The organism is Fortiea sp. LEGE XX443 (assembly GCF_015206815.1).
Lineage (GTDB): Bacteria > Cyanobacteriota > Cyanobacteriia > Cyanobacteriales > Nostocaceae > Nostoc_B.
On record NZ_JADEXZ010000002.1, the window covers coordinates 176220 to 200836 of the forward strand.

The following is a 24617-nucleotide window of genomic DNA, read 5'->3' on the forward strand; positions in this document are numbered from 1 at the left end:
TGACGCGCGATCGTTCAAGTCGAGCTAAAATTACTAATCTATTTCTTTTCCTTCCCGTCTTTTTCTGGGAGATGCCGGGGGTTGGCGGAAGTCTCTCCCTGAGAATGTGGCTCTGAAAAAGGATTTAAGTTTTTTTACAGTGGGATACGAGGAATGAAACCTTTTATTCCATCTACCTAGCCAGATGGATGCTGGTTTCATCCAATTCCCACCCAGCAAATCGTGAAGCAGCGTATAAAAACACGGGATAATAAACAGTGTCAACACAGTTGCTAGTGATAAACCAGAAAATACAACTACGCCCAATGGTTGCAAAAATTCTGAGCCTTCACCAATCCCCAATGCTAAGGGAAACATACCTAAAACAGTCGTAATAGTGGTCATCAGTACTGGACGTAAACGTTGTGGCGCAGCTTGCAAAATTGCAGTTTTGCGGTCAACTTTGTCTCGTTCCCGAATTTGGTTGGCTAATTCCACCATGATGATGGCGTTGTTAACTACAATACCTACCAACAACACCGCACCGACAATCACGGTCGCGCCAATGGCGGTTTTGGTGATGTAAAGCCCAAAAATTCCTCCGGCTAGTGCTAGAGGAATAGTAAACATAATCACCAAAGGATCGATTAGGGAATTGTATTGTACTGCCATCACGACAAATACAAGAAAGGTAGCTAATCCACCTAATAGTTGCAGTGAGCTTTGTAGTTGTTGATTGGATTCTGCGGCTGCGCTAGGTAAAACGCTAACACCTTCTGGTAAATCTAGACTATCTATTACGCCCTTCACCTGTGCTATGGCCTGACTCAAACTAGCACCCTCGGTTAAATTCCCTGCCAGGATGTTAACTTGGCGCTGGTTGATGCGCTGAATTTCTCCAGGAGCTTGGCCTTCAACAATTCTGGCAACATCACTCAAGCGGACTTGTAGATTGTTGTCTACAAATAAAGGTAATCTTTCTAATTGAGATGGTGTTTGGATTGAGGTTTCATTTAACTTGACTCGGATATCTACCAAACGGTTGCCCCGTTGTAACTGAGTAGGTATGCTACCTTCCAAGGCTGTTTGAATCGTATCGCCAATGTCTTTAGTCGTTAACCCCAAGGCTGCAACTCTCTCCCAATCAGGCAAAATCTGAATTTCTGGTTGTTGCTCATCGGCATCGGGACGAAATCTGGCGAGGGTGGCTTGCTCTTCTAAAGCTGCTAACACCTGACTACCAGCTTGTTGTAAGTTATTAGAGTCGTTGCCTTGTAAAATTACATCAACATCTGCACCACGTACAGGGGAGTTATTCAGAATCAAACCCCGTACCTGTCCTGGTGAAAGGCGCAAGCGAATTCCAGCTAAGTTTAATTTGTTGAATTCTTTGGTAACTCGTTCAACGTAAGCCTCTACATCAGTATTTGGTTTTAGGGTAATGGTGCTGGAACCACGTAAGGGATTAGCATTGGTGTTAGTGCCAAATAAAGCACCACCAGCAGTGGAAAAAACATATTCTGTTTCTGGCTGCTTGCGAAGAAGTTCATCCACTACCCCCATAACTTTGAGGTTAGTTTCTAAGGGTGTTCCGGGGGGAAATTGGGCATTTAAGCTGGCTTGTCCGGTATTAATTCTGGGGAGAATTTCTTGGGTAATTTGTGGAGCCATCCACAAACTACCACCACCAAACAACAGAAGGGCGATCGCTACTGTAATTAACCGCCAACGTAATATCATACTTAAAAAGCTGCCGTAGCTCCTAGTAGAAGCATCAAAGCAGCGATTGAATTCCCTGAGTAGCCAAAATTCACTCAATCGGCTCGAAAACTTCCACGCCAGTAAACGAGAAGCAAGCATAGGGACAACAGTAACAGCAATCAAAATTGATGCTGCAACGGAAAAGCTAATAGTCAGAATTAATTCATTGAATAGTAGTGCGATAAAGCCACCAATGAGCAAAAATGGCAACACTGCTACCAAGTTGGTACTAGTAGAGGCAATTAAGGCTGATTCGACTTCTCTACTACTTTGTTCAGATTGATTAATTAGTTGTTGTGAATTCAACCTGCTTTTAGTACTTTTGCCGGGAGTCATACCAACACCCTCGGCAATGTTCTCCAACATAACAATGGAGTTATCAACCACAATACCTACACCTAAAGCTAAACCGCCTAAACTAAAGACGTTCAGGGATAAGCCAAATAGCCCCATCAAAATAATTGCTGCTAGGGTTGCTAAAGGTATGGCTAGGACGATGATAAAAGTTTGCCGTAGGGAACCTAGGAATAGAAGAACTGCGATCGCAGCTAATCCCGTGCCAATCAATCCAGAAGTGGTAACATTGGCAATAGAATCACGGATGAACTTCGATTCATCTAAAGTAGAAGTAATTACTGTTCCTTCTGGAATGACACCAGATTGCCGCAGTTCTTCTAAGCGTTTTTTAACACCATCAACAACGTTGATAGTATTGGCATCTGGTTGTTTTTGAATACTAACTTTTACCGCTGGTTCACCATTGAGAGAGACGAAAATCCTTTGCTGTTCTGAGCCATCTATGACTTCGGCAAAGTCTCGCAAGTAAACACGGCGTTTAGGAACTGGTGATGAAGTACTAGAACCTGGGGAAGAAGATGCCTCAAACGATAAATTATTGAGTTCATCTGCACTGCGAAACCGCCCAACAGTACGAGTTAGTGGCTCGGAACTCTGTCCCAAAATTCTACCGCCGGAAATATCTTGGTTGCGGTTTCTCAATTCATCTAAGACATCGGTTAAACCCACACCCACAGCTTGCAAGCGAGCTAAATCAACATTGACTCTAACTTCTTCTTGCACTCCTCCTGATACGGCTACCCCCGCTACGCCTGGGACTACACCCAGTTCGCGGGCTAGTTCTTCTTCAGCAAAAACACGCAAATCCACACCTTCTAAAGAGGGTGAAGTTAACGCCACTTCATAAACTGGTAATTGAGAAGGATCTATTTTAAACAAGCGTGGTGATTCTAAGGTGTCTGGTAAAGCACCTCTAGCTCGGTTAAAGGCGGCTGTGGCATCATTTAAGGCTTGGTCAATATTGCCTCCCGGTTGAAAGTACAAATCTAAACTCACTTGTCCTTCGCGGGTTTGAGAAAAGACTTGTAAAACGCCTTCAGTAGCCGAAAAAGCTTCTTCTAAGGGTTTTGTCACTTCATCAATTGCTACCTCTGGGGAAATTCCCGGTGCTTGTATCCGCACACCAATCCGGGGATAAGTAATTGATGGTAGTAAATCTACGGGCAATTTAACTATAAAAAATACACCAATGACTATTACCGCTAGGGTGAGCATGAGCGTACCGATATGTTGCCGGATGGATATGGCACTAATACTAAATCCGCCGCTTTTCTGGACTTGCTGCATGACTATGAATGCTCTCCAAATTCAATAAACGAACCGCAAAGATCGCAAAGTACTCAAAGTAATTAAGAGTTTGAGAGGTGTGTTGTTTAATTTCTATTTCCACGCGGTTTAGAGTTTGACTCGGCTGTTTCCGAGAGAATCGAAAGACGTACAGTTTCCCCATCTTTTAAAGGTTTACCACTACGAACTACGTAGCGATCGCCTGGTTGCAAGCCAGATAAAACTTCTACTTTGCCATCAGCTTTTTTGCCCAAGGTGACAACACGAGCTGCGACTTTAGATTTACCACCTGTGTCGGTAACTACAAACAAGGTGCCATTTATTTCTTGTGACTGACTTTTGGCTGTCTCAGATGCAGAAGGTTGTTTGCTGGTGGCTGCTTTTTTAATGGCGGTTTGCGATATGATGACTCGCGGTGGTGTTTGATTTTCAAAAATGACTCGTGCTGACAGTCCGCTACCAATATTGCTCTCACTGTTAGGAATCACCACTTCTACTGGGAGATTTAAAGTAGTATTATCATCCGTGGCTGGAGAGATGCGTGTAACTCTGCCTATTAATGTTTTTTTAGGAAAGGCATCTAAGCGTACTTTTGCGGTTTGCCCGACTTGAATTGGTGCTAGTTCTAACTCGGAAACTTCGACTACAACTTTCACGCGGCTGAAGTCGCCAATTTGGATAACTTCGCCGCCTGCTTGCAAAAGATCACCTGGTTCTATTATTTTGTCTGCGACTTTAGCTTTTGTTGTGACTACACCATTGATGGGGGACATCAGTCTTGAGTAAGAACGGCGTTCTTTGGCTTGAGCTACCACTGCTTGTTGCGCTAGGACTCTTCCTTGGGCGGCTGCGACGGCTTGCTGTTCTGTACGGACTTGCTCAGTTGCAGCCCGCAAAGCTTGGGCTGTTGTTTGTGCTTTGGTACGTGCTTGCTCGGCAGTTTGTTGAGCGATCGCACCTTCTTGGTATAATTTTTGTTGCCTTTTTGAATCGGCTTGGGCTTGCACTACTTCTAAGCGCATCCGTTCAACTTCAGCACGGGCATTACTTACCTGGGTTGCGGCTCTTGCTACTTCTGATTTTTGGGCTGCTAGTTCTGCTTCGGCTTGCTTTAAGCTTGTCAACAACAAAGCATCGTCTAACTGTCCGATGTTCTGCCCTTTTTTGAGGGGATCACCTACATCTACGTTTAAAGATAATAACCGTGCTTCTATTTGCGATCGCAATGATACAGTCCGGAAGGGTTTAGTTTTACCTATATACTCTAGTTCTTTTTGCAGTATACCTGTACGAGCGATCGCTACATCTACAGGTGTTGCACCACCACGTTCTCTACTACCACTTTGAGATTGCGCTTCGGCTGTGTCTTTGGGTAAGGAGCCACAACTAGCTGTCAGTATTCCTGTGCTTAATAAGCAAGCTACCAACGATATGGTTTTCCATGATTGGCTATGGGAAAACACTCTCTTGTGCTTTTGTTTCTCTGTGCCAATTTTGGCGATTAAGTCTAACTGGTTATTCATTACCTGGATTGGAGCTATGTAAGTTTGCTGTTTCATCGATTTTTGCGGTTGTACTCCGTTTAAAATCATTTATTTTGCTTATATTTGAGAAAGTTTTTTTATAGCTGCCTTTTACGCCCAAGTAATTTTTTATATATGTCTTTAGCTAGAGTAAATAATAAATCAATGTTAAAACAAATTTTTTTTGTGTCAAACTTTACTACTTTGATCAAAGAAAGTCAAAACAATCATACTGCTATCTGCTGATGCAGAAGTAGAACGTTTTTTGACATTTCATGAAATAGCAGTTGTAGTATATTTTTCTTGATCACCTTAGCTTTAGTGCCAGATGTAAGTTTTAGAAAAAATTAAATTCATGGCAAATTTTTGCCCTGATTCTGGCCTTAACGCGCTTACAGTGATGATATTTAGTTTTACTAACTATACATAACATATACTAGCAAAGATGTTAGGAAAGTAATCTGTAATTCTCAGTATTTATCCAAGATATTAAAAATTCTAAACCGTAATTGTCTTTTTTCACCATGTAGTATATATACAAACCCTATTTTTAGCATAGGCGAGGACAATAACGCGTGACATCACCGCTAAGACTGACTCAAACTGCCAAGGAAGCAGAAATTACAGAATTTTTCCGACAATCAGCCGGTCAGTGGCGATCGCAACGGCGCTACTATACTCTCCCACAGGGAGAAACTAAGGAGATGGAGAGTCTGATCACTATTCGGTTTCTAGAAAGAGGATGCACTCAATTGTACGAACTGGCGCAATTGCACAATTTGTCCGATGCAATTAGTTTGATCTGTGGTGCGGAAGTCCTTTGGACTAGTACTGATATACTAAAAAATAGGCAAGATTCTCAAGGTTCTACATTATTTGGCGCATTAGGAAATATTTTGTACCGCGATCGCGGTTTTGCCACATCTAAGCCTGTCACCGCCGAGTATCATTTCCCTAATCCTCAAACTCTGTGTTTGCGAACTGAGTACAACGATTCAGTGTTTGAGGAAGAATTAAAGTTAATTGGTCATAAATATCGCACAAGACAAACCATCATCTCCCGCGCTGGAGAACAGTTGATGATTGGTCAATATTTAGAAAAGAGAATTGACTAAGTCATACGGGGAGCAACGCGATTTTGTGAAGTGAGGCAGGAGGCAGAGGGCAGGAGGCCGGAGGCCGGAGGTAAGAGACAGAAGGGTTTTAAGATTTAATCTTTTGAATGCTTGACACTGAAATTCCTTGAAACCTATCGACTTCTTCCAAAACAGGAGTAAAGGTCTTCGTATATAGACTATACAATCTCTGGCTTTTGTCAAATTTTCTGTTAAGAAAGATGTTTATAATGGATAGCTTAAAAAGGAGGCTTAGGGAGGATCGGTTTGACTTGTGTATACACGGTAGCTTTTTAGGGGGGATCTGAAACAGATTAAAACATTCACTGAACCGTATTGTTCTATATGTGTACAAAAATCAGAAAATGAGATGTGAAAGATATATTTTATGTAATATTATCTCCTGCTTGTTGATTAATAGTTAACCGTAAAACTGACAGTCCTAAAATTATTAAAAATAATATCAGCCCAATTGTGCAGGCATAGCTAATTTCTAAGTTGCTAAAGGCTTGTTCGTATAAATAATAAACTATTGTTTTTGAACTATCGAGTGGGCCGCCTTGGGTCATAATATACACCTCCTCAAAAACTTTCGTTGCCGAAATAGCTGAAATCACGCCTACTAAAGCTAAATAAGGTTTCATTAAAGGTATGGTAATATCCCAATGTTTACGGATACCATCTGAGCCATCAATGGCTGCGGCTTCATACACATCACCGGGGATGGATTGTAATCCAGCTAAATAAATTACCATGTAGTAGCCTAATCCCTTCCAAATGGTGACGGCCATAACGCTGGCCAAAGAAATTGGTAAAATCCCTAAAATTTTGTCTGGACTTGTTAACCAAGGAATTCCTTCTGGAAAAATTCCCAAAGTTTTGAGCCATTGATTGAGTAAGCCATTTTCTGCATATAACCATTTCCAGGCTATACCAGCAACTACCATTGAGATGATTACTGGTGTGTAATATGCGGCTCTAAACCAACTCACTCCCCGTAGTTTTTGATTGACTAAAATTGCCAATCCTAGGGGAGCAATAACCAAAATTGGGACTACACCCACAAGATAAAAAAAGGTGTTTTCTAAAGTTTTCCAAAAAACTGCATCCTTCCACAGGCGAAGGAAGTTAGCAAAACCTATCCATTGTGGCGGTTGAGTAATATCTTCGTAGCTAGTAAAGCTGAGGTAAAAGGCTTGTAGCGCAGGCCAAAAAACAGTTAACCACAAGAGAATTAAGGCAGGTAGCAAAAATAAATAAGGAGTTAGTTTTTGGGGAAAAAGTAGCCAACTTTTAGATGTTAATTGTTTCATAGTTTTCTTGTAAACTTACACGATTTTACACAGCAGAAATGGCACAAACCTGTAAACCAACGGGTGTGTGAATAATCACAGCTTCTACGCCAAAAACTTGTGCGATCGCCTGCGGTGTTAGCACGTCTTCAGGTGTACCAATTCCCCAAAGTTGACCTTGTTTTAATAAGGCAATGCGAGAACTATATCGTGCAGCTAAATTTAATTCATGTAAAACTGTAACTATAGTTAATTCTTGCTGCTTATTTAAATTTTTCAGCAGTTCTAATAATTGCAATTGATAGTTAATATCTAAATAAGTTGTCGGTTCATCTAATAATAAAACCTTTGGTTCTTGTGCCAACGCTAGAGCTAAAAACGCTCGTTGTCTCTCACCGCCTGATAGTTGTTCGACTAGGCGATCGCACTTATTTTCTAGTTGGGTTTTTTGAATTGCTGCATCAACTTTTTGCCAATCTTGCACTGTTAATTCCCATTGCCACCAAGGTTGATGAGGTGTACGTCCTAAACTCACTAACTGCCTAACACTTAAGCCAACTGGAACTGTTTGTTGTTGTGGTAATAGGGCTAATTTTTGGGCTATTACATTTGGTGGTTGAGCATGAATTGCTTTACCATCAAGTAATACTATTCCTTGTTGTGGTGCAAGTATCCGACTCAATAATTTGAGTAATGTAGATTTACCAGAACCATTAGCACCAACTAAACTCAACCACTCTCCAGTTTGCAAGGTGAGGTTAATATTTTGAACAATTGGTTCTGCGGTGTAACCGCCAGTAAGATTTTGCAGTTCTAGAGGCATTTTCTATTAATTCGTAATGACGCTCGATGACTCGCTAACGCTGCGCTAACGTAATTCGTAATTCGTAATTAAGAAAGTTCGATGGTATTAAGATTTACCCAATCCAGCAGAACGACGATACAACAACCAGATAAATAAAGGTGAACCTAACAAAGCCGTAACGGAACCCACTGGTAGTTCTACGGCTCCCAATCTAGATAGTAAATCTGCAAAGGTGAGCAACCATGCACCCGCCAATGCTGAAAGTGGCAAAACAAAGCGGTGGTCTGTACCCACAAGCAGACGGACTCCGTGAGGTACGATCAAACCGACAAACCCAATTAAACCACTGATGCTGACTGCACCTGCGGCTAATAAAGTAGCAACACCACCAATTAATAAGCGCGATCGCGTTAATGATACTCCCAAACCAACAGCTAAATCATCTCCCAAAGCCAGCACATTCACAGACCGCGCCAACACCCATCCACCAAGTAACGCCACAATGATATAAGGCCCAGCAGTGGTAACTTCTTTCCATCCCCGTGCATTTAAGCTTCCCACCAACCAACTCAAGGCGACTTGAATTTGACCATCTTCGGCGAGTAACAGCAATGTACTTTGGACTGCACCTAATAAAGAACTGACTGCTACCCCGCCTAAAATTAACCGTTCAATGGAAATTCCTGACCCCGCACGACCAAGAAAAATCACCACGGCTGAGGTTAAAATTGCACCTATCCAAGCTGCAAAGGGAATTGCGATGGGGAAGACTTGCCAGGTGATCATCAGAGTCACAATTAGTCCTGCACCTGCGGAAATTCCCAAAATAAAAGGGTCAGCAAGGCTGTTGCGTAACATTCCTTGCAGCAATGCGCCGGACATACCCAAAGCTGCACCAACAATCACAGCGGCGATAATCCGGGGAAGACGCAAATCCCAGATAATAGTTTGATTGGTGGAGTCACCTTGATGGAGAATGGCTTGCCACAATTGAGCAAAATTTAGAGGTACTGCTCCTTGAGAAAGGGAAAGCGCTAGGGTAATAATTAGCGCTGTACCAATGAGCAGAACAGCCCAGAGTATTCGGTTTTTGGTAACAGCGGCTAGTGACAAGGTTTTCATTAATAGAAGTTTATCTCTGGTGCGTAGACGCGTTGGCGGAGCTTCTCGTAGAGAAGTGGCTTGTCATAAGACATCGCTGTCATTCTACCTTATGCACAAAATTAAACTACTATTTTGCATCTAACTGTTCTACTTCAGACGAAGTGTTGCGTTGACTACGCTGTTTAATTTTTTGCTCTGCTTTTTCAAAGTCATTATTGGACGGAATACATGCTTTATACTGAGTATTTGCGTCAAGATAATCTTTAAACAAAACCTCAAATTCTTTAATAAAATCGTCTTGCTGTATTAAGCCATCTGTATTTTTAGCTAAAAGAACTCCGGCTTTATGATAGATGTTTGCATATTTGTCTCCAGCACTTAAATGCAATTCTATATCTTTTTGATAATTAAAAAGTGTTTGAACTCCAGCTAATGAGGCTGAAATAATAGCTAAAAACTTCACAGTAATTGGGGAATATTTAGGTATAACTAAATCAAGAAAAGGAGAAAAAATTATAATGTTTATTATTATAATTAATACACCTAAAAATCTATGTTGATACTGCTTTTGCTGAACAGCAAGGAAATGTGCGTTTTTAACAAGTCTAGAATTTTTTTCTAAGTCTTTTATTTCTTTTAAAATATTCATATTTCTTATATTTCTGAAGTATAAAGAGTAATTTAATTAAAATGTCCAATAGGGATTACAGCCTTAGTGAAAGTATCGGTACGATTGCTCATTTCATTTATCCCCAATCATAAAAGCCTCCAGATTTTGAGATATCGGGAGGCTTTAGGCGAAAATTGTCTGACTTATCGACTAATCTAACTCTTCACTCTCAATTTCAGTGTTTGAGCAATAAGTCCCAGGCTGTCTTCAAACAGCGTCTCACGTCCCCAGCGTTGTACCTGTTGACTCAGTAGCGCTTCCGCTTTTTGTTCTGAAAGTGAACTGACTTGTTGGAACAAACCAGCAGATTGAGCGCCACCGTGGGTTTCCATCCGCATACAACCACCAGTTTCCGAGCAAATTACTGTGCTACAGTCTGCTTTGGGATTACTGGAACTTAGACGTAAGGCAATCAAGTCACCCATAATATCACCGACATCAGCAACCGGAACTCCGGCTAACTCGGCTTCTATTTGTTTTTGATCTTGAGCCACAAAGCGAATGCGGGTGAGGTCGTAATCGTTGCTTTCCTGTTGATAAGAAATTGGCATCCAATCTAAGCGACTAGCCAACCAACCCAAAAATAGCAGTGCTTGGGCAGGGTTGCCTTTTTCATAGTCAATTGTGACGCGGTCAATTTCCTTTAACGCCGTGCGACGATTGGGTGGGTCGTAAGCTTCAGCTGTCAATTCTTGCCATGCTGATAAACGCCGCCAATTCAAGTCAGCTAAGGGTACGTTAGTTTCTACCAACTCGTGTAAGCTCAGTAAATCGCTTTCTGGCTCGTTAAAATTGCAAGAATCAACGATGACGTTGTTGCAAACTGCCGCCAGCCGCTTAAATAATATGTTGTTGGGGTCTGGAGTCGCTTTCCACCAAAGGAATTTTGGTAGACCACCAATTAATAATGCGGGAATCATGCCACCGATTCTTTCCAAAGCCGAGGCTGTACCGGAAAGGGTGATGTATTCGCAACAAACGAGGGTACTAGAAGATTGCTTTTGGATAGGGCAGTAAGCCGAAACTTGGGCTTTTACACCTTCATCTTCACCTGCGATCGGACACAAGGCAATGATCCGGCAGGGATTACGTAAAGCAATTTCATCAGCAATTCTGGGGCTGGTGACACTGACGTTATAAGAACCGTTACCATTTTCCGCAACGGCTCCATTACCTTGACGTTTGGCGTATTCTTCTCGCAATTTCGCTAAAGTTTCTGGTGTAGCAGTGCCGGTTTCTGGCAGTTCGTATTTTTGCTGTGCTAACCTTAGAGCTACGTCTGTCTGTGGCCCTAAAATCCCATCAATGGGGCCATTATAAAATCCCAGAGATGCTAATAGATACTGGGTTTCTTCTGGTTCGTAAACCACTAAGGTAAAGGTTGTGGCACGAGTAGCAGCTGGTAGCGCACCATCTTCACCTGTAATACCGTAACTTTGCCAAATTTGATTCAGTTCCGCTTCGATTTCTGTGAGCGAAATGTCCTTAGGGGCTTGAAGTGAAAAAATTGTAGGAGCTTGGGTCATAGCTATTGAAGTATGAAGTGTGAAGTATGAAGTGTGAAGTATGAAGTGTGAAGTATGAAGTATGAAATTTTATTTTTCATCCTTCAGCCTTCATACTTCTACAGTCTGCGCCAGCGACGGCCGTCTTGGTTAATCAACAATTCGGCTTCTGCGGGTTCCCAAGTCCCAGCTTCGTACTTGGGAATGGTGGCTGGATCTGTGGGCGCATCCCAAACGGAAAGAGCGGGAGTGACTATTTGCCAAGCTGCTTCCACTTCGTCAGCCCTGGTGAATAATGTTTGGTCGCCCATCATACAATCTAGGAAGAGGCGATCGTAGGCATCAGAAGTACCTGCAATGCCAAAGGAACCGTAGCTAAAGTCCATATCTACAGAACGGGTGCGGAATTCTGCCCCTGGCATTTTCACGTCAAAACGCAAAGAAATTCCTTCGTTGGGTTGAATCCGCATTGCCAAAACGTTGGCGTTTCTCTGTTGAGCAGCAGACTGGAACATCCGAGAAGGAACGTCGCGGAAATGAATCGAAATTTCGCTGACTTTTTTCGGCATCCGTTTGCCAGTCCGCAGGTAAAAAGGTACACCTTGCCAACGCCAGTTGTCCACCATGAATTTCATGGCTACATAGGTGGGTGTGCCGGAGTTGGGATCAACACCTGGTTCTTGGTGATATCCTGCCACTGATTGTCCTTTCATCCAACCAGCACTATATTGACCTCGGATCGCGGAACGAGACAAATTGTGGATGTCTGCTAGGCGGGTAGCTTGGAGAACTTTGACTTTTTCTGTACGAATACTGTTAGCATCCATTGAGTTGGGTGCTTCCATTGCCGTCAAGCAGTAAAGTTGCATCAAGTGGTTTTGCAACATGTCTCGTAGTGCGCCGGCTTTTTCATAGTAACCAGCCCGGTCTTCTACACCTACGGTTTCTGCAACGGTAATTTGTACGTGGTCAACAAACTGGCGGTTCCACAATGGTTCAAAAATCGCATTGGCAAAGCGGAACACTAACAGGTTTTGAACGGTTTCTTTACCTAAGTAGTGGTCAATGCGGTAGACTTGATTTTCTTTACAATACTTCTGCACAATAATATTGAGGCTCTGGGCAGAAGCTAAGTCCCTACCAAAGGGCTTTTCAATTACTAGGCGGTGTTTATCTGGGTTGTCTAGCATTCCGCTTTCCCCTAGTTGCCGGATAGCTTCGGGGAAGAAGTTGGGAGCGACGGAAAGGTAGAACATGCGGTTGCCGCGCGTACCTCGTTTTTCGTCTAATTCGCCCAATAAGTTTTTTAGTTTTTGATAACTTTCTGGGTTATCTATGTCACCAGGACAGTAAAACAAACCTTGAGAGAAGTCTTCCCAAAGTTCTTTGAGTTCGACACCACCATGTGCTTCTTCCATGCCTTTACGCATTTGTTCACGGAAGTAGTCGTGGCTCCAATCCCGACGTGCGACACCGACAATGGTGGTTTCTGGGGGAATGCGCCTTTCCCGTCGTAATTTGTATAATGCTGGAACTAGTTTGCGCCAGGTAAGATCACCGGAAGCGCCAAAGATAACCATAATTTGGGGTTCGGGCATCCCTTGCTGTTGTAGACCAACGCGCAAGGGATTTTCTAGCAGACTGACCATAGGAATTTCGGATCTTAGGTTTGAGATTTGGAAAGAGGCAAAAGTATGAATTATGAAGTATGAAATTATTTTTGTATGTTTATCTTTCAGACTTCAGCCTTCAGACTTCAGGCTTTTTAGCTCCTACACAGGTGACAATAGCTTGACTTTGTTCTCTAAAGAGTTCATCAAGGACTTGAAAGGTTGAACGAATTTATCAATACCTTCAATTAACAGTTCATCCATTACGGCATTGATATCAATATTTATGTCTGGATCTTTCAAGCTTTCGATTAGTTGATAAGCTTCTTCAACTCTTGTTTCCACACGATCGCCTACATCGCAGTGGTCAAGACAAGCTGCTATTGTCGAGGGTGGTAAGGTGTTAACGGTATCGCGGCCAATTAACTCATCAACATACATGACATCGCTGTAGTTTGGGTCTTTGGTGCTGGTACTAGCCCAAAGTAACCGTTGGACTTTTGCCCCTTTGGCTGCCAGGGCTTGCCAGCGATCGCTCTTGATAATTTGTTTGTATTCTTGATAAGCTATCTTGGCGTTAGCGATCGCTACTTTGCCTTTAACGGTTCTGAGTTTGGCTTCAACATTGATATCATCAACGCCACGCTGCAATTTAGCATCGATTTTTGCGTCAATGTTGCTATCAATTCGACTGAGGAAAAAGCTGGCAACAGAAGCAATTTTGCTGATGTCTTTATCCTCAGCTAGGCGTTTTTCTAAGCCACGCAGATAAGCCGCTGCTGTATTGATGTAACTTTGGACAGAAAATAGCAGAGTGATGTTGACGTTAATTCCGTCGGCTATTACCTGTTCGACAGCGGGTAAACCTGATTCTGTACCGGGAATTTTAATCATGATATTTTCCCGTCCAATTTCTTGGAAATAGCGGCGAGCTTCGTTGATGGTGGCTTGAGTATCATCAGCGATGGTTGGTGGGACTTCGATACTCACATAACCATCTAGTCCATTTGAAGCCTCGTATGCGGGGCGCAGAATGTCAGCAGCACTGCGGATATCTGCAAAAACTAAAGATTCGTAAATTTTATAGGTTGGTAATCCAGCGCGAACTCCCGCTTCTATATCCGCATCATAAATCGCATTGTTGGCGTTGGCGCCTTGCGCCTTGTCGCCAGACATCGCTTTTTCAAAAATCGCTGGGTTCGAGGTGATCCCGGAGATACCTTGATTTTCCACCAGGTTTTTCAATTCCCCTGATTGGATGATGTCGCGGGTCAAATTATCCATCCAAATACTTTGACCGTATTGTTTAATCTCCTGTAGATGATTGGTGGCCATAGCTATAGTTCCCTCCATTTTATGATGTCTCCAAGTGAACTTGGCAATCCATCCTGTGATGGTGACCTTTGCATTTTGGCTTTGCCAATCACTTATCGCATCGACCAGCTGAAATAATCACTACTCATCTTGCAGTAGTGATATTTTCTCTCCCTCATCCCAAGCAGACATTAGTAAAGCACGGCAAAAATAACTTCACGCTAAGAAATAGTTAAAAGTGCTGACTAATATATTTACTTCTGCCTTCTGCTTAGTTGGTGAGCGCAGTTGAACCACTACCTCCTGCCTCCTTAACCTTAGTGACCGTTTTGAATAAAAGACTCGACTTTGGCCACAGACTCTTTGCTACCAATAATCAAAGGTGTGCGCTGGTGGAGTTTTTTGGGTACTACGTCTAAGATTTCTACTAGTCCAGTGGTAGCACGACCACCTGCTTGTTCAATCAAAAAGGCTAGTGGAGCAGATTCATACAGTAAGCGCAATTTGCCTTCTGGTTTTTGAATCGTGCCTGGGTAGAGAAATACACCGCCTTGAACTAGTATTCTATGGATGTCACTCACCATCGCTCCGCTATAGCGAGCCGAGTAGCCTTCCGTACGATGGACGTACCGAACATATTCTCTAATTGACTCTTCCCACTGCCAGAAATTCCCTTCATTCACACTATAAACAGAACCGCTGTTAGGAATCCTGATATTTTCTTCGGTAAGAATAAACTCACCAAGGCTGGGATCAAGGGTAAATGAATGAACTCCTTTACCTATACTATAAACCAGCATGGTGCTAGGCCCATAGAGGATGTATCCAGCCGCAATTTGCTTGCGTCCATTAGTGAGTAAATCAGTGGCTAAACCGTCAGTATCGTTTCCTTCTTGTTGACGAATGGCAAAAATTGACCCCAAACTGAGATTGGTATCGGTGTTAGAGGAACCATCTATTGGGTCATACAACAAGGTATAGCGGCCTATAGGACAGTTTTCGGGGATGTAATAAGGGTCGTCCATTTCTTCGGAAGCTAGGCGACACACTAAGCCACTTTGCTTAAAAACCGAGATAAATACATCATTGGCATAAACATCCATCTTTTTGACGGATTCTCCTTGGACATTCACATCCCCAGTAAATCCAAGAACACCTTCCATTAAGCCTGCACGGCTCAGGTGACGGGCAATTAATTTACCTGCAAGGGCAATGCGATTCATCAACGCGCTCAAATCCTGTGCATCAGGTGAAAAACTCTGAAGTTGCTGAAGGACATGACGGGATAAGGTTGTACAATCACGATCTAAGCTTTTGTCTGTAGTATCGTTGATCGGCAACTCTAGAGATTCTGGCGCTTTAGCCATTTTTGAATTCTCCCTAGCGACTGGCTGGTAGTTGGGTTGGTAAATTCATGCGTAGCAACTTATAGCTGCTGTTTCTATCTTAGAAAGGTAATTTGACAACCTGGATGTGGCTTTAGATAAACTAAAGAAATGGATAAGTTTTTGCTGAATTTACCAAGGCAGAAAAATATAGTTGGCTAATGGAGCAGGTAGATTTACTTAATCTGATACACAATCTTAAACTTATTCACGCCAAGTTTTTCACTATATACAAAGGTTTGCAATATAACCTCAAATCCAGATCCATCCGTAAAAAACCGACTAGTTGTGAAATTAGTCTGTTCACAACAGCCGGGTATGGTTTTCTTGTATTGCTTAATACTTACAGCCGTTTACTACAGAATTGGTTGATATATCAAGTCTGCTTTAGTTATGGCTCCTCACTGCTGAAATTAACTAGAGACAATTTCAGCAAGTTAAATTCTTGCTTAATTGGTAAACAATTTGCTATTATTAACTCCCGCCTTGTTTAAATTTCTTGTTTTTTTGCCCAACTACCTCGTCGGCTATCATCTCGTTGATTGTCTTCTCTTGGTTTTGCTTTGTTGACTCTAAGTTGACGGCCCATCCATTCTGCGCCATCTAACTCGGTAATTGCGGCATCTTCTTGAGTGTCTTCTTCCATTTCGACAAAAGCAAAGCCCCGCATCCGCCCTGTTTCACGATCAGTAGGTAAGACAACTCTTTTGACCTCGCCGTAGTCTGCAAATACTGCTTTTAAATCTGCTTCAGTAGCGCGGTAGGAAAGATTTCCAACGTAAATAGTCATGTGGGATCACGTAATTTTCAATAAGTAGCGATTAGTTCAGCGAGAAAACATATCTAAACAAACTTCAATCTTGCATTGTCGTTGCTGATTCATTTTCATTAATGGCGAATGTTGTAGGGCAGCAATCGTGGTGCTGGCGTGACTTCAACTAAACTTTCCATGCGGCTGAACTTGCGCTTACGCTCATATAATAACTGATTGTGACATTTTTCAAAGTATGGGATACTACAATCTCAATTAACATGAAATAAGCCAATCTTATATATTTTTATATAAAACTTTTTGTGTTAATATAGCCTAATTTTCTTTACCATTTTTAAGTCAATTCATCTATACACTGACATAATTAATCTTTAATATTGCAGATCGACTCACAAAATCTGGTGAATATAAAAAATAGACCTGCAACTCGCCTTAACCTAAGAGAGTAGGAGTTGCAGGTACAGAATAATTAATTGGATTTGAAATTAGCGCTCAATTTATTCAATTGAAATTGTCTGCGGGCCAGTAGCTTTGCCATTATTAGCCTCAGTTATGGAAGTGGTGTAGCCAGTTGAGCCTCGATGTTGCTCCAGCCAGCTTTTAACAGGATCATCCTTAAGGTTAAGTCGCAGCACACCAGAGAAAAACCCACCGAGAAATGAGACTGGGTGCTGAGTTAACTCTTTAAATATTGGTGATAATTCATCAAGAAACATACAACATCCCCTGGCACTGCCATAAGAAATTATTACTTTTTTATCAATCGTAACGCAGTGAAAAGTATGAAGTGTGAAGTATGAAGTATGAAATTTATACTTCATACTTTAGAAGTTCCTAGTTTGGTTGTTGATCTGGGAACATACACTTGTCAGAATCACAACCACTGGGGCCAGCCTCAGTTAACTCACCAGAATCGTAGCGGCTGAGGACAGCACAGAAATCATCTGTTTTGCGTCGTGCTTGCACTTCTTGAGACAAATGCTCGTAAGTTGCTTTATCTATTGGCTCAAAGGGTAAGCGAGGGAATGATTGCAAATCGTCAAACCGGGCTAAAAGCGCAGCGGAGATGTAACCCTGATCATTTTGGATGGCTTCGTAAATTTTCTGTCCTAAAGGCTCAACTTCATCTCCCCGCAGTTCTAATGTAGCGGATGTGTTGTGTGTTACGTAATGCCGTTGAACTTGCATGACGAAATCAAATTGAGCTAAGACAGAGAACTGAGCAACATCAATTTGATCAGCACCAGGTAAATCAGCCCAAGGTACCGCAACAGGAATTTCCACTAGCCATTCACTAACGCGGGGATCAAAGGGATCGTTCAACAAATTACCTTGTTCATCTTTGTCAGTTTGGGAGGGGATGACATTGTAGCCATAGTCGATACAAGCTAAGGCTACTGGGTCATTTTTGCGGAAAGTAATCCGACGAATAAATCTCTGGGCTTTCGGTGGATGCCAACCAGAACTAGCGCCAGTTAACAGAGATTTAGTGCCACTGGGTTGGACTGTTGTGCAACGATTGGGACGTTTGAGTTGATGGCGATCGCAATAATCCCACACAGCTTTATGTACTACTTCTTTCCAAAAGCTGAGATATTTTTCTTCTTGGTGCTTAAATGCTAACCCTTGGGGTGTTGCAGGTCTACCTTCTGCCCACCAGCGCAACCAGTCCACACCAAAAGCATGGACAAAGAAATCAAATAAACCAGTAAAAGAAACTCCCACAATTGGGTCTAATTCCCGACTGTATTGATAGCGCGGTTCTAAAAATTGATGATTCAAAAGTGCTGCTACAGATAATGCCCCAGCCGTGAAAGCTTCCTCTTGTTCTTTATAGTTATCAGGGTCAACTTGATTGAGATGAATCTCAGACAAATTACAGTTTCCAGTAAGAGTATTACCAAAAACTCCTTTATGATATTCCGGTTCGTTAAAGCAGTAAGTATCGTGTAATCCGGGTAATTCTTCAACACCTCTAACTACTTGCCATTTACCTCTATATTTTGGGTCACAACCTTTACTTACATCCAAGCGTTGGCATGGAATTTTCCTACAATCAGTGATTTGTAAGTAGTACAAATCTTGATTGCGTACACCATAATTAGTTACTGCTCCTTTGTGAGCGAAAAGATTTAACGAAGAGCGAATACCACACTTAGTTAGCAATAATTGAACTCGATATGCACGTTCGTAATCAGAAATGTAAATCCTAATACCATTGCTGTTTGTGTTTGCGCCATCTGTATCTGCTAAACCAGCAATAAAATGCAAGATAGCTTGACGGTTCCAACTAGCTATGACGTTCAGCGATTCGGGATTTGTCTTTAAGCTTTTGAGAAATTCTCCAGAAAAGCCTAAATCTGTGACATCTGTAAAATTAGGTGAATAGCTATAGTTTCTTTGAGGAGATTTATTACCTGTTACAGATAAACTTGCTTTATTTTCGTATAGCCTAACTTTGGCATTATTGTGTTTATCTGTAGTTCCATCTCCTACTGCTACACCTAAAGTGTAAGCATAGCTTAAATCGATATTCAAACCATTTTCATACTGAATAGTAAAAGGCTGAGTATGAATAGCATATCTACTAACATCCATCAAGTCCTTAGTTTGGACTTCTTTGTATTCTTTGCTAAATCTATCTTTCACAAAGAAGCGATGATACTCAGTTGCATCAAGGTAAGTACCATCTGCAAATTGGACTCGATATAGCTTGCTTTCTCTACTTGTTTGAAACGGTACTACTTTACTCCATCTTTGACCATTCCAGATTTCGATTTCACTACCAACAACATCTTTAATTTTGTGCATTCCATCTTTAGTGATGAGTAAGGTATCACCACTCACACAATGGAAATTAGCACCTATGATTTCCCCACATGGGTTTAAAGCGTATCTACCCAAACGATGTTCTAATTCATTAGCATCCATTTCTGGATAACGTTTTTGTAGCCAGTCTTTAGCTGTTCCTTGCTCGTAAGCTTGTAAAAACTCTTTTTTCAATGCTTGGGTAGAAAGCAAATCAATGTTAGCTCTAGCTACAGCTTCACCAGCCCATTGAATAGCGCCTTCGCCACTGTAATATTGTTTACGAACAGCTGCGATCGCTTCTTCTAATGTTGGCTTGCGGTGAAACACCCTGGTATGATTTGCCATCCGTAAAGCATCACGCTCAGGATCAATGCGCCAGTTGCCGTTTTCGTCTTGTTGCCATAAGTTATCTTTGGCAGTAGCTCCTAGTTCATCGTCAGCAGTAAACTGACGCATACCAGCTGATCGCCTAATGTTACCTGCAACAATTGTTACAGCAGCTTCATCAATTAATAAGCAGCATTCTACAGAATTTAATTGTCTCCCTAAAGCTTTATTCAGGATGGCTGCACAACGCTGATACAATCCAGGTAATTTCACAGGATTAGCAACGCCGCCAAAACCGCTCAGGGTTTCCCCGGCTTGACGCACATCATTAACATCAACTAATACTTCTATCTCACCAGCAAATCTTTCATCCGTGGAAAGCTCTAAAAGGGTTTGATAAGATGCAACCCAGCCTTCACGGCTATCTCCAACATGGATAGTAACGCTGTTGCCTTCTATATGGGTTTGTGTAAATTCACGACGTAAGTTTTTCGGAGTGCTACCGATTTCGCCTTGGACAGTGACATGAAGACGATTGCGGATGGGAGGCAATTGATTAATATATTGGGGTTCGATGATGGCTCCTGTACCGCAGCCCATCATGGCTAAATCCATCATTAAACCGAAGGCTTTCCAGTCTTGAAGATTGGTGGAGGTGCAATTATACCCGCCGGAAAAGTTTTTGGGTTTGGTTATCCAATTTGTACCACCTACCCACAGCCAACGGCCACTAGGCAAAGCTTTGAGTTGGCGTTGTGTCTTTTCTAGGAGGGCAATTTCTTCAGGGCTGAGTTTACCTAGCTCAATTAAACCTTGAATAGTGCGATCGCACACTTGTTCATAAGATTCTCTCAGTCCTGCCCCAGTCCTGCGGCTGTACGTCCTGAAAAAGACAGGATTGGCTGCTGGTGCAGTTTCTGGAAACCTAGCACCCTGAAGTTTTCTCTCAAGCTCTCGAACCATAATCCAGTATTGTTGCTTTTGAATAGATTACGACTATACGCCAAGTAGGTTGAGGATAAAAGATTGCAAAATTTTCCACTTTGCGCTACTCCTGTAGCTGTATCAATTGCCTTAAAACTATACAATGTCTCTTGCTCCTTGGCGGGGTGCGATCGCTCGCGCCCTGCATCGCAACCGTAGTCTTGTTTATGCTCGTTACCTACAACTGGCTACAGTCCGGGCAGATCATCGCCCTGCTAACCGGACTGTCGTCTTTCGTGACTTTCTCAAAGATACCAATAAGCTAAAATTTATTACCGACACCCGCAGCGATAAAGTTGACCAGATAAAAACACAACCTTGGGCGGAAGTCTGCTGGTATTTCCCCAACACGCGAGAACAATTTCGCATTTCTGGCTGCTTGATTTTGGTGGACAGTGATGATTATGAACAACAATCAGCCCGCCTCACTGCTTGGCAACAACTAAGTGATACCGCAAGGTTACAATTTGCTTGGCCTCATCCTGGTAAATACAGAGACACTTCACCAGAAGCTTTTACAACATCAGCACCCGACCCCTTGCAACCTGTACCAAATTTTTGCTTATTATTACTTGATCCCGTGCAGGTAGATCATTTAGAGTTGCGGGGCGAACCGCAAAATAGAAGTATTTATCAACTTGATGAAAATCAAGAGTGGTTTTGTGTAGAAGTTAATCCTTAGAACGCAGGAGGTAGGGGAAGCAGAGGAAGAATTGTAATCTTTACTCTGCAAAGCTCAATCCTTTAGTAACTTTGGATGATTACAAGTAGTCTATAATGGGGTCGGGTGCAATGATTTGTTAGACATCACAAACTATCAATAAACTCTTCGACTGTGACTTGCGCTTGTTTCAGAATTCCACTTAATGTGCCAACTTTCAGTTCTCTATGTATAGGCACAATACAGCCAATTTCACCCTCTTGACTTTTTTTCTTCATCACAACATGGCTACCTGTTTGACGAACTTGCTCGAAGCCTAAACGCTCAAGGGATCGAATTGCATCCCTACTCGGGATTCGTGGTAGCTTAGGCATAACTAACTTCAATGCTGGTCACAAATCTAGGAGATGTTTCTGGTAAGGGAAATTCCTCTAAGTAAAGCCGTGTGGCTTCTTTCAGGCCAGCGATCGCTTGTTCAATTGTTTCCCCTTGATCTACTGTACCCACTTCTGGGCATTCAGCAATGTACACATCATCTTCTTTATACAAAATAACTGTAAAGATGCGATTTTTCATAGTGTCTTATCATCTAAGGCTTGCTCTGAAAATCATAACATCACTGTTTCCTTATCAATCAGTTAGAAAACTGTTATGTTTCCTTATCATTAACCTAACCTAAAAATAGTGATCGCACTACAAGATAGGCGAAGCTCACACTTTTGCTCAAGAAAGAATAGCGAGTACGCAAACTTTCTATTCTATTTTTTCAGTTTCTTTTTCGACCGAGTTTTCTTTCAGCGTAGCTATTAGCATCATAAATATCATCCCCTTTTAATCGCTCTTTTTCATTAACTGAAAACTGGCTGTACTCTGATTTACATTGGTCAAATTCCATCCTTTGAAGGGCTTCGTACCAATAGCCTCCTAATTAGAGTTTTTTATTTAATAGGACTTACGCTGACTCTATAATTTCTTGGCGTTCTTCTCTTCGAGACGCTACGAGAAGGTGACTTGGTGGTTAGATAAATTAAGCTTTTTGGGAATTTTTGCGTAAGTCCTGTTTAAAATGGCTCGACGATTACTGCTGAAAATACGCTGATTACAAAGAAAACTGAGGTCTTAATTTTTCGCAGATGTATAACGCAGTCGAGCTAGTCTAAATACCTGCGCCATCGAGAAATTCTTGTATGGCTTTATCTCTAAGGCTACATAAAGGAGCTTCTGGTTTTGGTTCCGGCTCGTTGACAGCTACACAACCAACTAAAACAGGAGTTTTAGCCGCTGGTTGGAGGTGTTGTATGGTTTGGATTTGTTGTTCTAAAGCTTCAATGCGATCGACTAAAGCGCGAATTACTTCGGCTTCAGAGTCAGGTAAGTTACTGTGTTCTAGGGGTGCAACCCGCACTCCTGAACGATAGACAATCCGACCAGGAATACCCACAACGGTACAATCAGAAGGCACATCTCTGAGGACAACTGAGCCAGCGCCAATGCGAACGTTATTACCAACCTGAATATTGCCCAGTACCTTTGCACCAGCACCAACTACGACATTTTCACCTACAGTTGGGTGACGTTTGCCAGTTTGTTTACCAGTACCGCCCAAAGTGACACCTTGATAAATCAGAGCATAATCCCCCACGATCGCAGTTTCACCAATCACCACACCCATCCCGTGGTCAATAAATACTCCTTGCCCCACTGTTGCGCCTGGGTGGATTTCGATCCCAGTCAAAAACCGAGATAGGTGAGAAATGAAGCGGGGGAAAAAAGGCAGACCAAGATGATGTAGCCAGTGAGCCAGCCGATGGAAAAGCAAGGCTTGCAAACCAGGGTAACAAACCAATACCTCTAACCAGTTACGGGCGGCTGGGTCACGTTCAAATATGATGCGAAAATCGGCACGTAGAGTAGATAGCACGCAATAGTACCCTCGGAAAGCAAAACGAGCTACCCTACCATATTATCTTTTTCAGTGCGACTTAAGATTTTCCTACTTGAGCGTAGACGCTCGCGGCTTGTCGTTAGACATCGCTTGTGATGATTCACTCATTTCTATAAATACAGTTTATTAGCTGATTCGGCTCGTGAAGAATCCAGAGGCCATTATTCAGCAGACCCTACATGGGGAATGTGGGTTGATGTAAAAATTTGATTTGTATGCAAACATCGATAATGGCACTTGTTTAAATAACTGGCTTGTGGAAATGCAGAAAGTCGAAACTTTTAATAGTCCGGCTTGCTACTTCCCCCTGATGAACGGACGCTACGAAGTCAAGCCAGGGATGATGGCGTTTGGCGCATGTCTCGGTAATGGTCAAGCTGATGGGCAAGTGTTTCAAATCGATGAAAATTTTGCCTCTTACCGCCAGGCTAAACTTTTAGCCCGTGCAGAACGGTTGAGTAAATATTACCAGACTCATAATTATTCTAGGACTGTGGCAGGTGCGATCGCTCGTTTGATAATTGAGCGCCTCACCCAAGAGCATCCACAATACTTTGACTACCAAAAATCAACGGCTAATACCTTGATATTTTATAGCCAACTCACCAAAGAAATACTTTATCTAGATGCAGACTGGCAGTTACAACGAGTCGAAGGTAGTTCAGTTTTTCCAGCTTACACTTCTACCCTCGATGCTTTAGCAGCGCAGGTACAAGAAGATATCACAGTTATCTGCTCTGGTAATGATGATTGTAATTGGCTAAGTGCAGTTCATTTGTGTTATCCCAATCATTGGTCAGCTGAGGAAAAAATCGGTAAAAATTTTGCAGCAATACATACACCTGTCGCAGGTATGGAAAAAATTAATCGCCGGGCAGATGCGATCGTTAATACGATGATTAACTGTAAACCAATGGTGCGCTTTGCTTGGGGTTTGAGTACCGACATTCGCCTAAATCACCATCCTGAACCACCATCTGGTTTGTTAGTTAGCCAGTGGCAAGGTAGAAACTTTGATCCTCGCAATCCCAAACTTTACTTGCGAATTGAGCGACAAGTAATTTGGGGACTCCCGGAGTATGAAGCAGCATTATTTACTATTCGTACTTATTTCAGAGATTGTACTTTGCTCAAAAAAGATACACTGTTACGGGTTAAGCTGTGTGCTGCAATTGAGTCTATGTCACCAGAGTCACTGATTTATAAAGGTTTAGCAGATAGCAAAGCTAGTATTTTACGTTGGCTCAACGAAGTTTGAACTACTGGATGACAGCATTTATTATCCCTCTTCTGTCACTTTCCGGAATAAGCAAGTAGTTCAGGAGCTAAATCATCCAGAAGCATAAAAGGGTTTAAATTGATTCATGGCTGCAATTAAATGATTGAATCCCAGTAACAAATGTGAATTAG

The 24617-nt window shown here is 42.2% G+C and carries 19 protein-coding genes; 3 read left to right on the plus strand and 16 right to left on the minus strand.

The window, feature by feature from the left end:
• Window positions 1-33 precede the first annotated feature (33 nt).
• A complete protein-coding gene (locus IQ259_RS01805; protein WP_228014291.1) occupies window positions 34-3384 on the minus strand; it encodes an efflux RND transporter permease subunit in 3351 nt (1116 codons plus the stop codon).
• An 86-nt stretch (window positions 3385-3470) separates the two neighbouring features.
• Complete coding sequence (locus tag IQ259_RS01810; protein ID WP_228014292.1) at window positions 3471-4976, minus strand: efflux RND transporter periplasmic adaptor subunit; 1506 nt, start codon at window positions 4974-4976, stop codon at window positions 3471-3473.
• Window positions 4977-5482: 506 nt separating this feature from the next.
• On the opposite strand from IQ259_RS01810, the gene IQ259_RS01815 reads away from it, so the two are divergent.
• Window positions 5483-6022, plus strand: a complete 540-nt coding sequence (locus IQ259_RS01815) for a phycobiliprotein lyase (RefSeq protein ID WP_193880004.1) — start codon at window positions 5483-5485, stop codon at window positions 6020-6022.
• A 386-nt stretch (window positions 6023-6408) separates the two neighbouring features.
• Here IQ259_RS01815 and IQ259_RS01820 read toward each other — a convergent pair whose 3' ends face one another.
• From IQ259_RS01820 to nrdJ, 11 genes are all read right to left on the minus strand, one after another.
• Window positions 6409-7335, minus strand: coding sequence for a carbohydrate ABC transporter permease (locus IQ259_RS01820; RefSeq protein ID WP_193880007.1), 927 nt, complete (start codon window positions 7333-7335; stop codon window positions 6409-6411).
• Window positions 7336-7360: 25 nt separating this feature from the next.
• A complete protein-coding gene (locus IQ259_RS01825) occupies window positions 7361-8137 on the minus strand; it encodes an ABC transporter ATP-binding protein (protein ID WP_193880010.1) in 777 nt (258 codons plus the stop codon).
• 87 nt (window positions 8138-8224) lie between these two features.
• Window positions 8225-9241: an iron ABC transporter permease gene (locus IQ259_RS01830; RefSeq protein ID WP_193880013.1), complete on the minus strand. Its 1017-nt coding sequence runs from the start codon at window positions 9239-9241 to the stop codon at window positions 8225-8227.
• Between the two features lie 109 nt (window positions 9242-9350).
• Complete coding sequence (locus IQ259_RS01835; protein WP_193880017.1) at window positions 9351-9872, minus strand: SLATT domain-containing protein; 522 nt, start codon at window positions 9870-9872, stop codon at window positions 9351-9353.
• A 176-nt stretch (window positions 9873-10048) separates the two neighbouring features.
• Window positions 10049-11419 carry a glucose-6-phosphate dehydrogenase assembly protein OpcA gene (gene opcA / locus IQ259_RS01840; protein WP_193880022.1) on the minus strand — a complete coding sequence of 457 codons (1371 nt, stop codon included), beginning with the start codon at window positions 11417-11419 and terminating at the stop codon, window positions 10049-10051.
• Between the two features lie 98 nt (window positions 11420-11517).
• On the minus strand, window positions 11518-13047 hold the full coding sequence (gene zwf / locus IQ259_RS01845) for a glucose-6-phosphate dehydrogenase (protein ID WP_193880027.1): 1530 nt from the start codon (window positions 13045-13047) through the stop codon (window positions 11518-11520).
• 123 nt (window positions 13048-13170) lie between these two features.
• Entirely contained in the window at window positions 13171-14343 is a 1173-nt protein-coding gene (tal, locus tag IQ259_RS01850; protein ID WP_193880032.1) for a transaldolase, read from the minus strand.
• Window positions 14344-14639: 296 nt separating this feature from the next.
• Entirely contained in the window at window positions 14640-15689 is a 1050-nt protein-coding gene (gene fbp, locus IQ259_RS01855) for a class 1 fructose-bisphosphatase (RefSeq protein WP_193880035.1), read from the minus strand.
• A gap of 508 nt (window positions 15690-16197) precedes the next feature.
• Entirely contained in the window at window positions 16198-16497 is a 300-nt protein-coding gene (locus tag IQ259_RS01860; protein WP_193880040.1) for an RNA-binding protein, read from the minus strand.
• Window positions 16498-16976: 479 nt separating this feature from the next.
• A complete protein-coding gene (locus tag IQ259_RS01865; RefSeq protein ID WP_193880044.1) occupies window positions 16977-17195 on the minus strand; it encodes a hypothetical protein in 219 nt (72 codons plus the stop codon).
• A 118-nt stretch (window positions 17196-17313) separates the two neighbouring features.
• On the minus strand, window positions 17314-20580 hold the full coding sequence (gene nrdJ / locus IQ259_RS01870; RefSeq protein ID WP_193880049.1) for a ribonucleoside-triphosphate reductase, adenosylcobalamin-dependent: 3267 nt from the start codon (window positions 20578-20580) through the stop codon (window positions 17314-17316).
• Window positions 20581-20704: 124 nt separating this feature from the next.
• Here nrdJ and IQ259_RS01875 point away from each other — a divergent pair, with 124 nt between their 5' ends.
• A complete protein-coding gene (locus tag IQ259_RS01875; protein ID WP_193880052.1) occupies window positions 20705-21283 on the plus strand; it encodes an Npun_F5749 family FMN-dependent PPOX-type flavoprotein in 579 nt (192 codons plus the stop codon).
• Window positions 21284-21408: 125 nt separating this feature from the next.
• Here IQ259_RS01875 and IQ259_RS01880 read toward each other — a convergent pair whose 3' ends face one another.
• The 3 genes from IQ259_RS01880 to cysE form a co-directional block, all read right to left on the minus strand.
• Window positions 21409-21636 (minus strand): type II toxin-antitoxin system HicA family toxin, encoded by a 228-nt coding sequence (locus IQ259_RS01880; protein WP_193880056.1) that lies wholly within the window; start codon window positions 21634-21636, stop codon window positions 21409-21411.
• A complete protein-coding gene (locus tag IQ259_RS01885) occupies window positions 21629-21838 on the minus strand; it encodes a type II toxin-antitoxin system HicB family antitoxin (protein WP_193880060.1) in 210 nt (69 codons plus the stop codon). Before IQ259_RS01885 ends, IQ259_RS01880 begins: the two co-directional genes overlap by 8 nt.
• 580 nt (window positions 21839-22418) lie before the next feature.
• Window positions 22419-23183, minus strand: a complete 765-nt coding sequence (gene cysE, locus IQ259_RS01890) for a serine O-acetyltransferase (RefSeq protein ID WP_193880064.1) — start codon at window positions 23181-23183, stop codon at window positions 22419-22421.
• A gap of 286 nt (window positions 23184-23469) precedes the next feature.
• On the opposite strand from cysE, the gene IQ259_RS01895 reads away from it, so the two are divergent.
• Window positions 23470-24465: a DUF3445 domain-containing protein gene (locus IQ259_RS01895; protein WP_193880123.1), complete on the plus strand. Its 996-nt coding sequence runs from the start codon at window positions 23470-23472 to the stop codon at window positions 24463-24465.
• Window positions 24466-24617: the final 152 nt, after the last annotated feature.

Excerpts from the sequence above, each read along its gene's own strand:
- IQ259_RS01805 (WP_228014291.1), bottom strand. The coding sequence starts at position 3,384 with ATGCAGCAAGTCCAGAAAAGCGGCGGATTTAGTATTAGTGCCATATCC.
- IQ259_RS01810 (WP_228014292.1), bottom strand. The coding sequence starts at position 4,976 with ATGATTTTAAACGGAGTACAACCGCAAAAATCGATGAAACAGCAAACT.
- IQ259_RS01820 (WP_193880007.1), bottom strand. The coding sequence starts at position 7,335 with ATGAAACAATTAACATCTAAAAGTTGGCTACTTTTTCCCCAAAAACTA.
- IQ259_RS01825 (WP_193880010.1), bottom strand. The coding sequence starts at position 8,137 with ATGCCTCTAGAACTGCAAAATCTTACTGGCGGTTACACCGCAGAACCA.
- IQ259_RS01830 (WP_193880013.1), bottom strand. The coding sequence starts at position 9,241 with ATGAAAACCTTGTCACTAGCCGCTGTTACCAAAAACCGAATACTCTGG.
- IQ259_RS01835 (WP_193880017.1), bottom strand. The coding sequence starts at position 9,872 with ATGAATATTTTAAAAGAAATAAAAGACTTAGAAAAAAATTCTAGACTT.
- opcA (WP_193880022.1), bottom strand. The coding sequence starts at position 11,419 with ATGACCCAAGCTCCTACAATTTTTTCACTTCAAGCCCCTAAGGACATT.
- zwf (WP_193880027.1), bottom strand. The coding sequence starts at position 13,047 with ATGGTCAGTCTGCTAGAAAATCCCTTGCGCGTTGGTCTACAACAGCAA.
- tal (WP_193880032.1), bottom strand. The coding sequence starts at position 14,343 with ATGGCCACCAATCATCTACAGGAGATTAAACAATACGGTCAAAGTATT.
- fbp (WP_193880035.1), bottom strand. The coding sequence starts at position 15,689 with ATGGCTAAAGCGCCAGAATCTCTAGAGTTGCCGATCAACGATACTACA.
- IQ259_RS01860 (WP_193880040.1), bottom strand. The coding sequence starts at position 16,497 with ATGACTATTTACGTTGGAAATCTTTCCTACCGCGCTACTGAAGCAGAT.
- IQ259_RS01865 (WP_193880044.1), bottom strand. The coding sequence starts at position 17,195 with ATGTTTCTTGATGAATTATCACCAATATTTAAAGAGTTAACTCAGCAC.
- nrdJ (WP_193880049.1), bottom strand. The coding sequence starts at position 20,580 with ATGGTTCGAGAGCTTGAGAGAAAACTTCAGGGTGCTAGGTTTCCAGAA.
- IQ259_RS01875 (WP_193880052.1), top strand. The coding sequence starts at position 20,705 with ATGTCTCTTGCTCCTTGGCGGGGTGCGATCGCTCGCGCCCTGCATCGC.
- IQ259_RS01880 (WP_193880056.1), bottom strand. The coding sequence starts at position 21,636 with ATGCCTAAGCTACCACGAATCCCGAGTAGGGATGCAATTCGATCCCTT.
- IQ259_RS01885 (WP_193880060.1), bottom strand. The coding sequence starts at position 21,838 with ATGAAAAATCGCATCTTTACAGTTATTTTGTATAAAGAAGATGATGTG.
- IQ259_RS01895 (WP_193880123.1), top strand. The coding sequence starts at position 23,470 with ATGCAGAAAGTCGAAACTTTTAATAGTCCGGCTTGCTACTTCCCCCTG.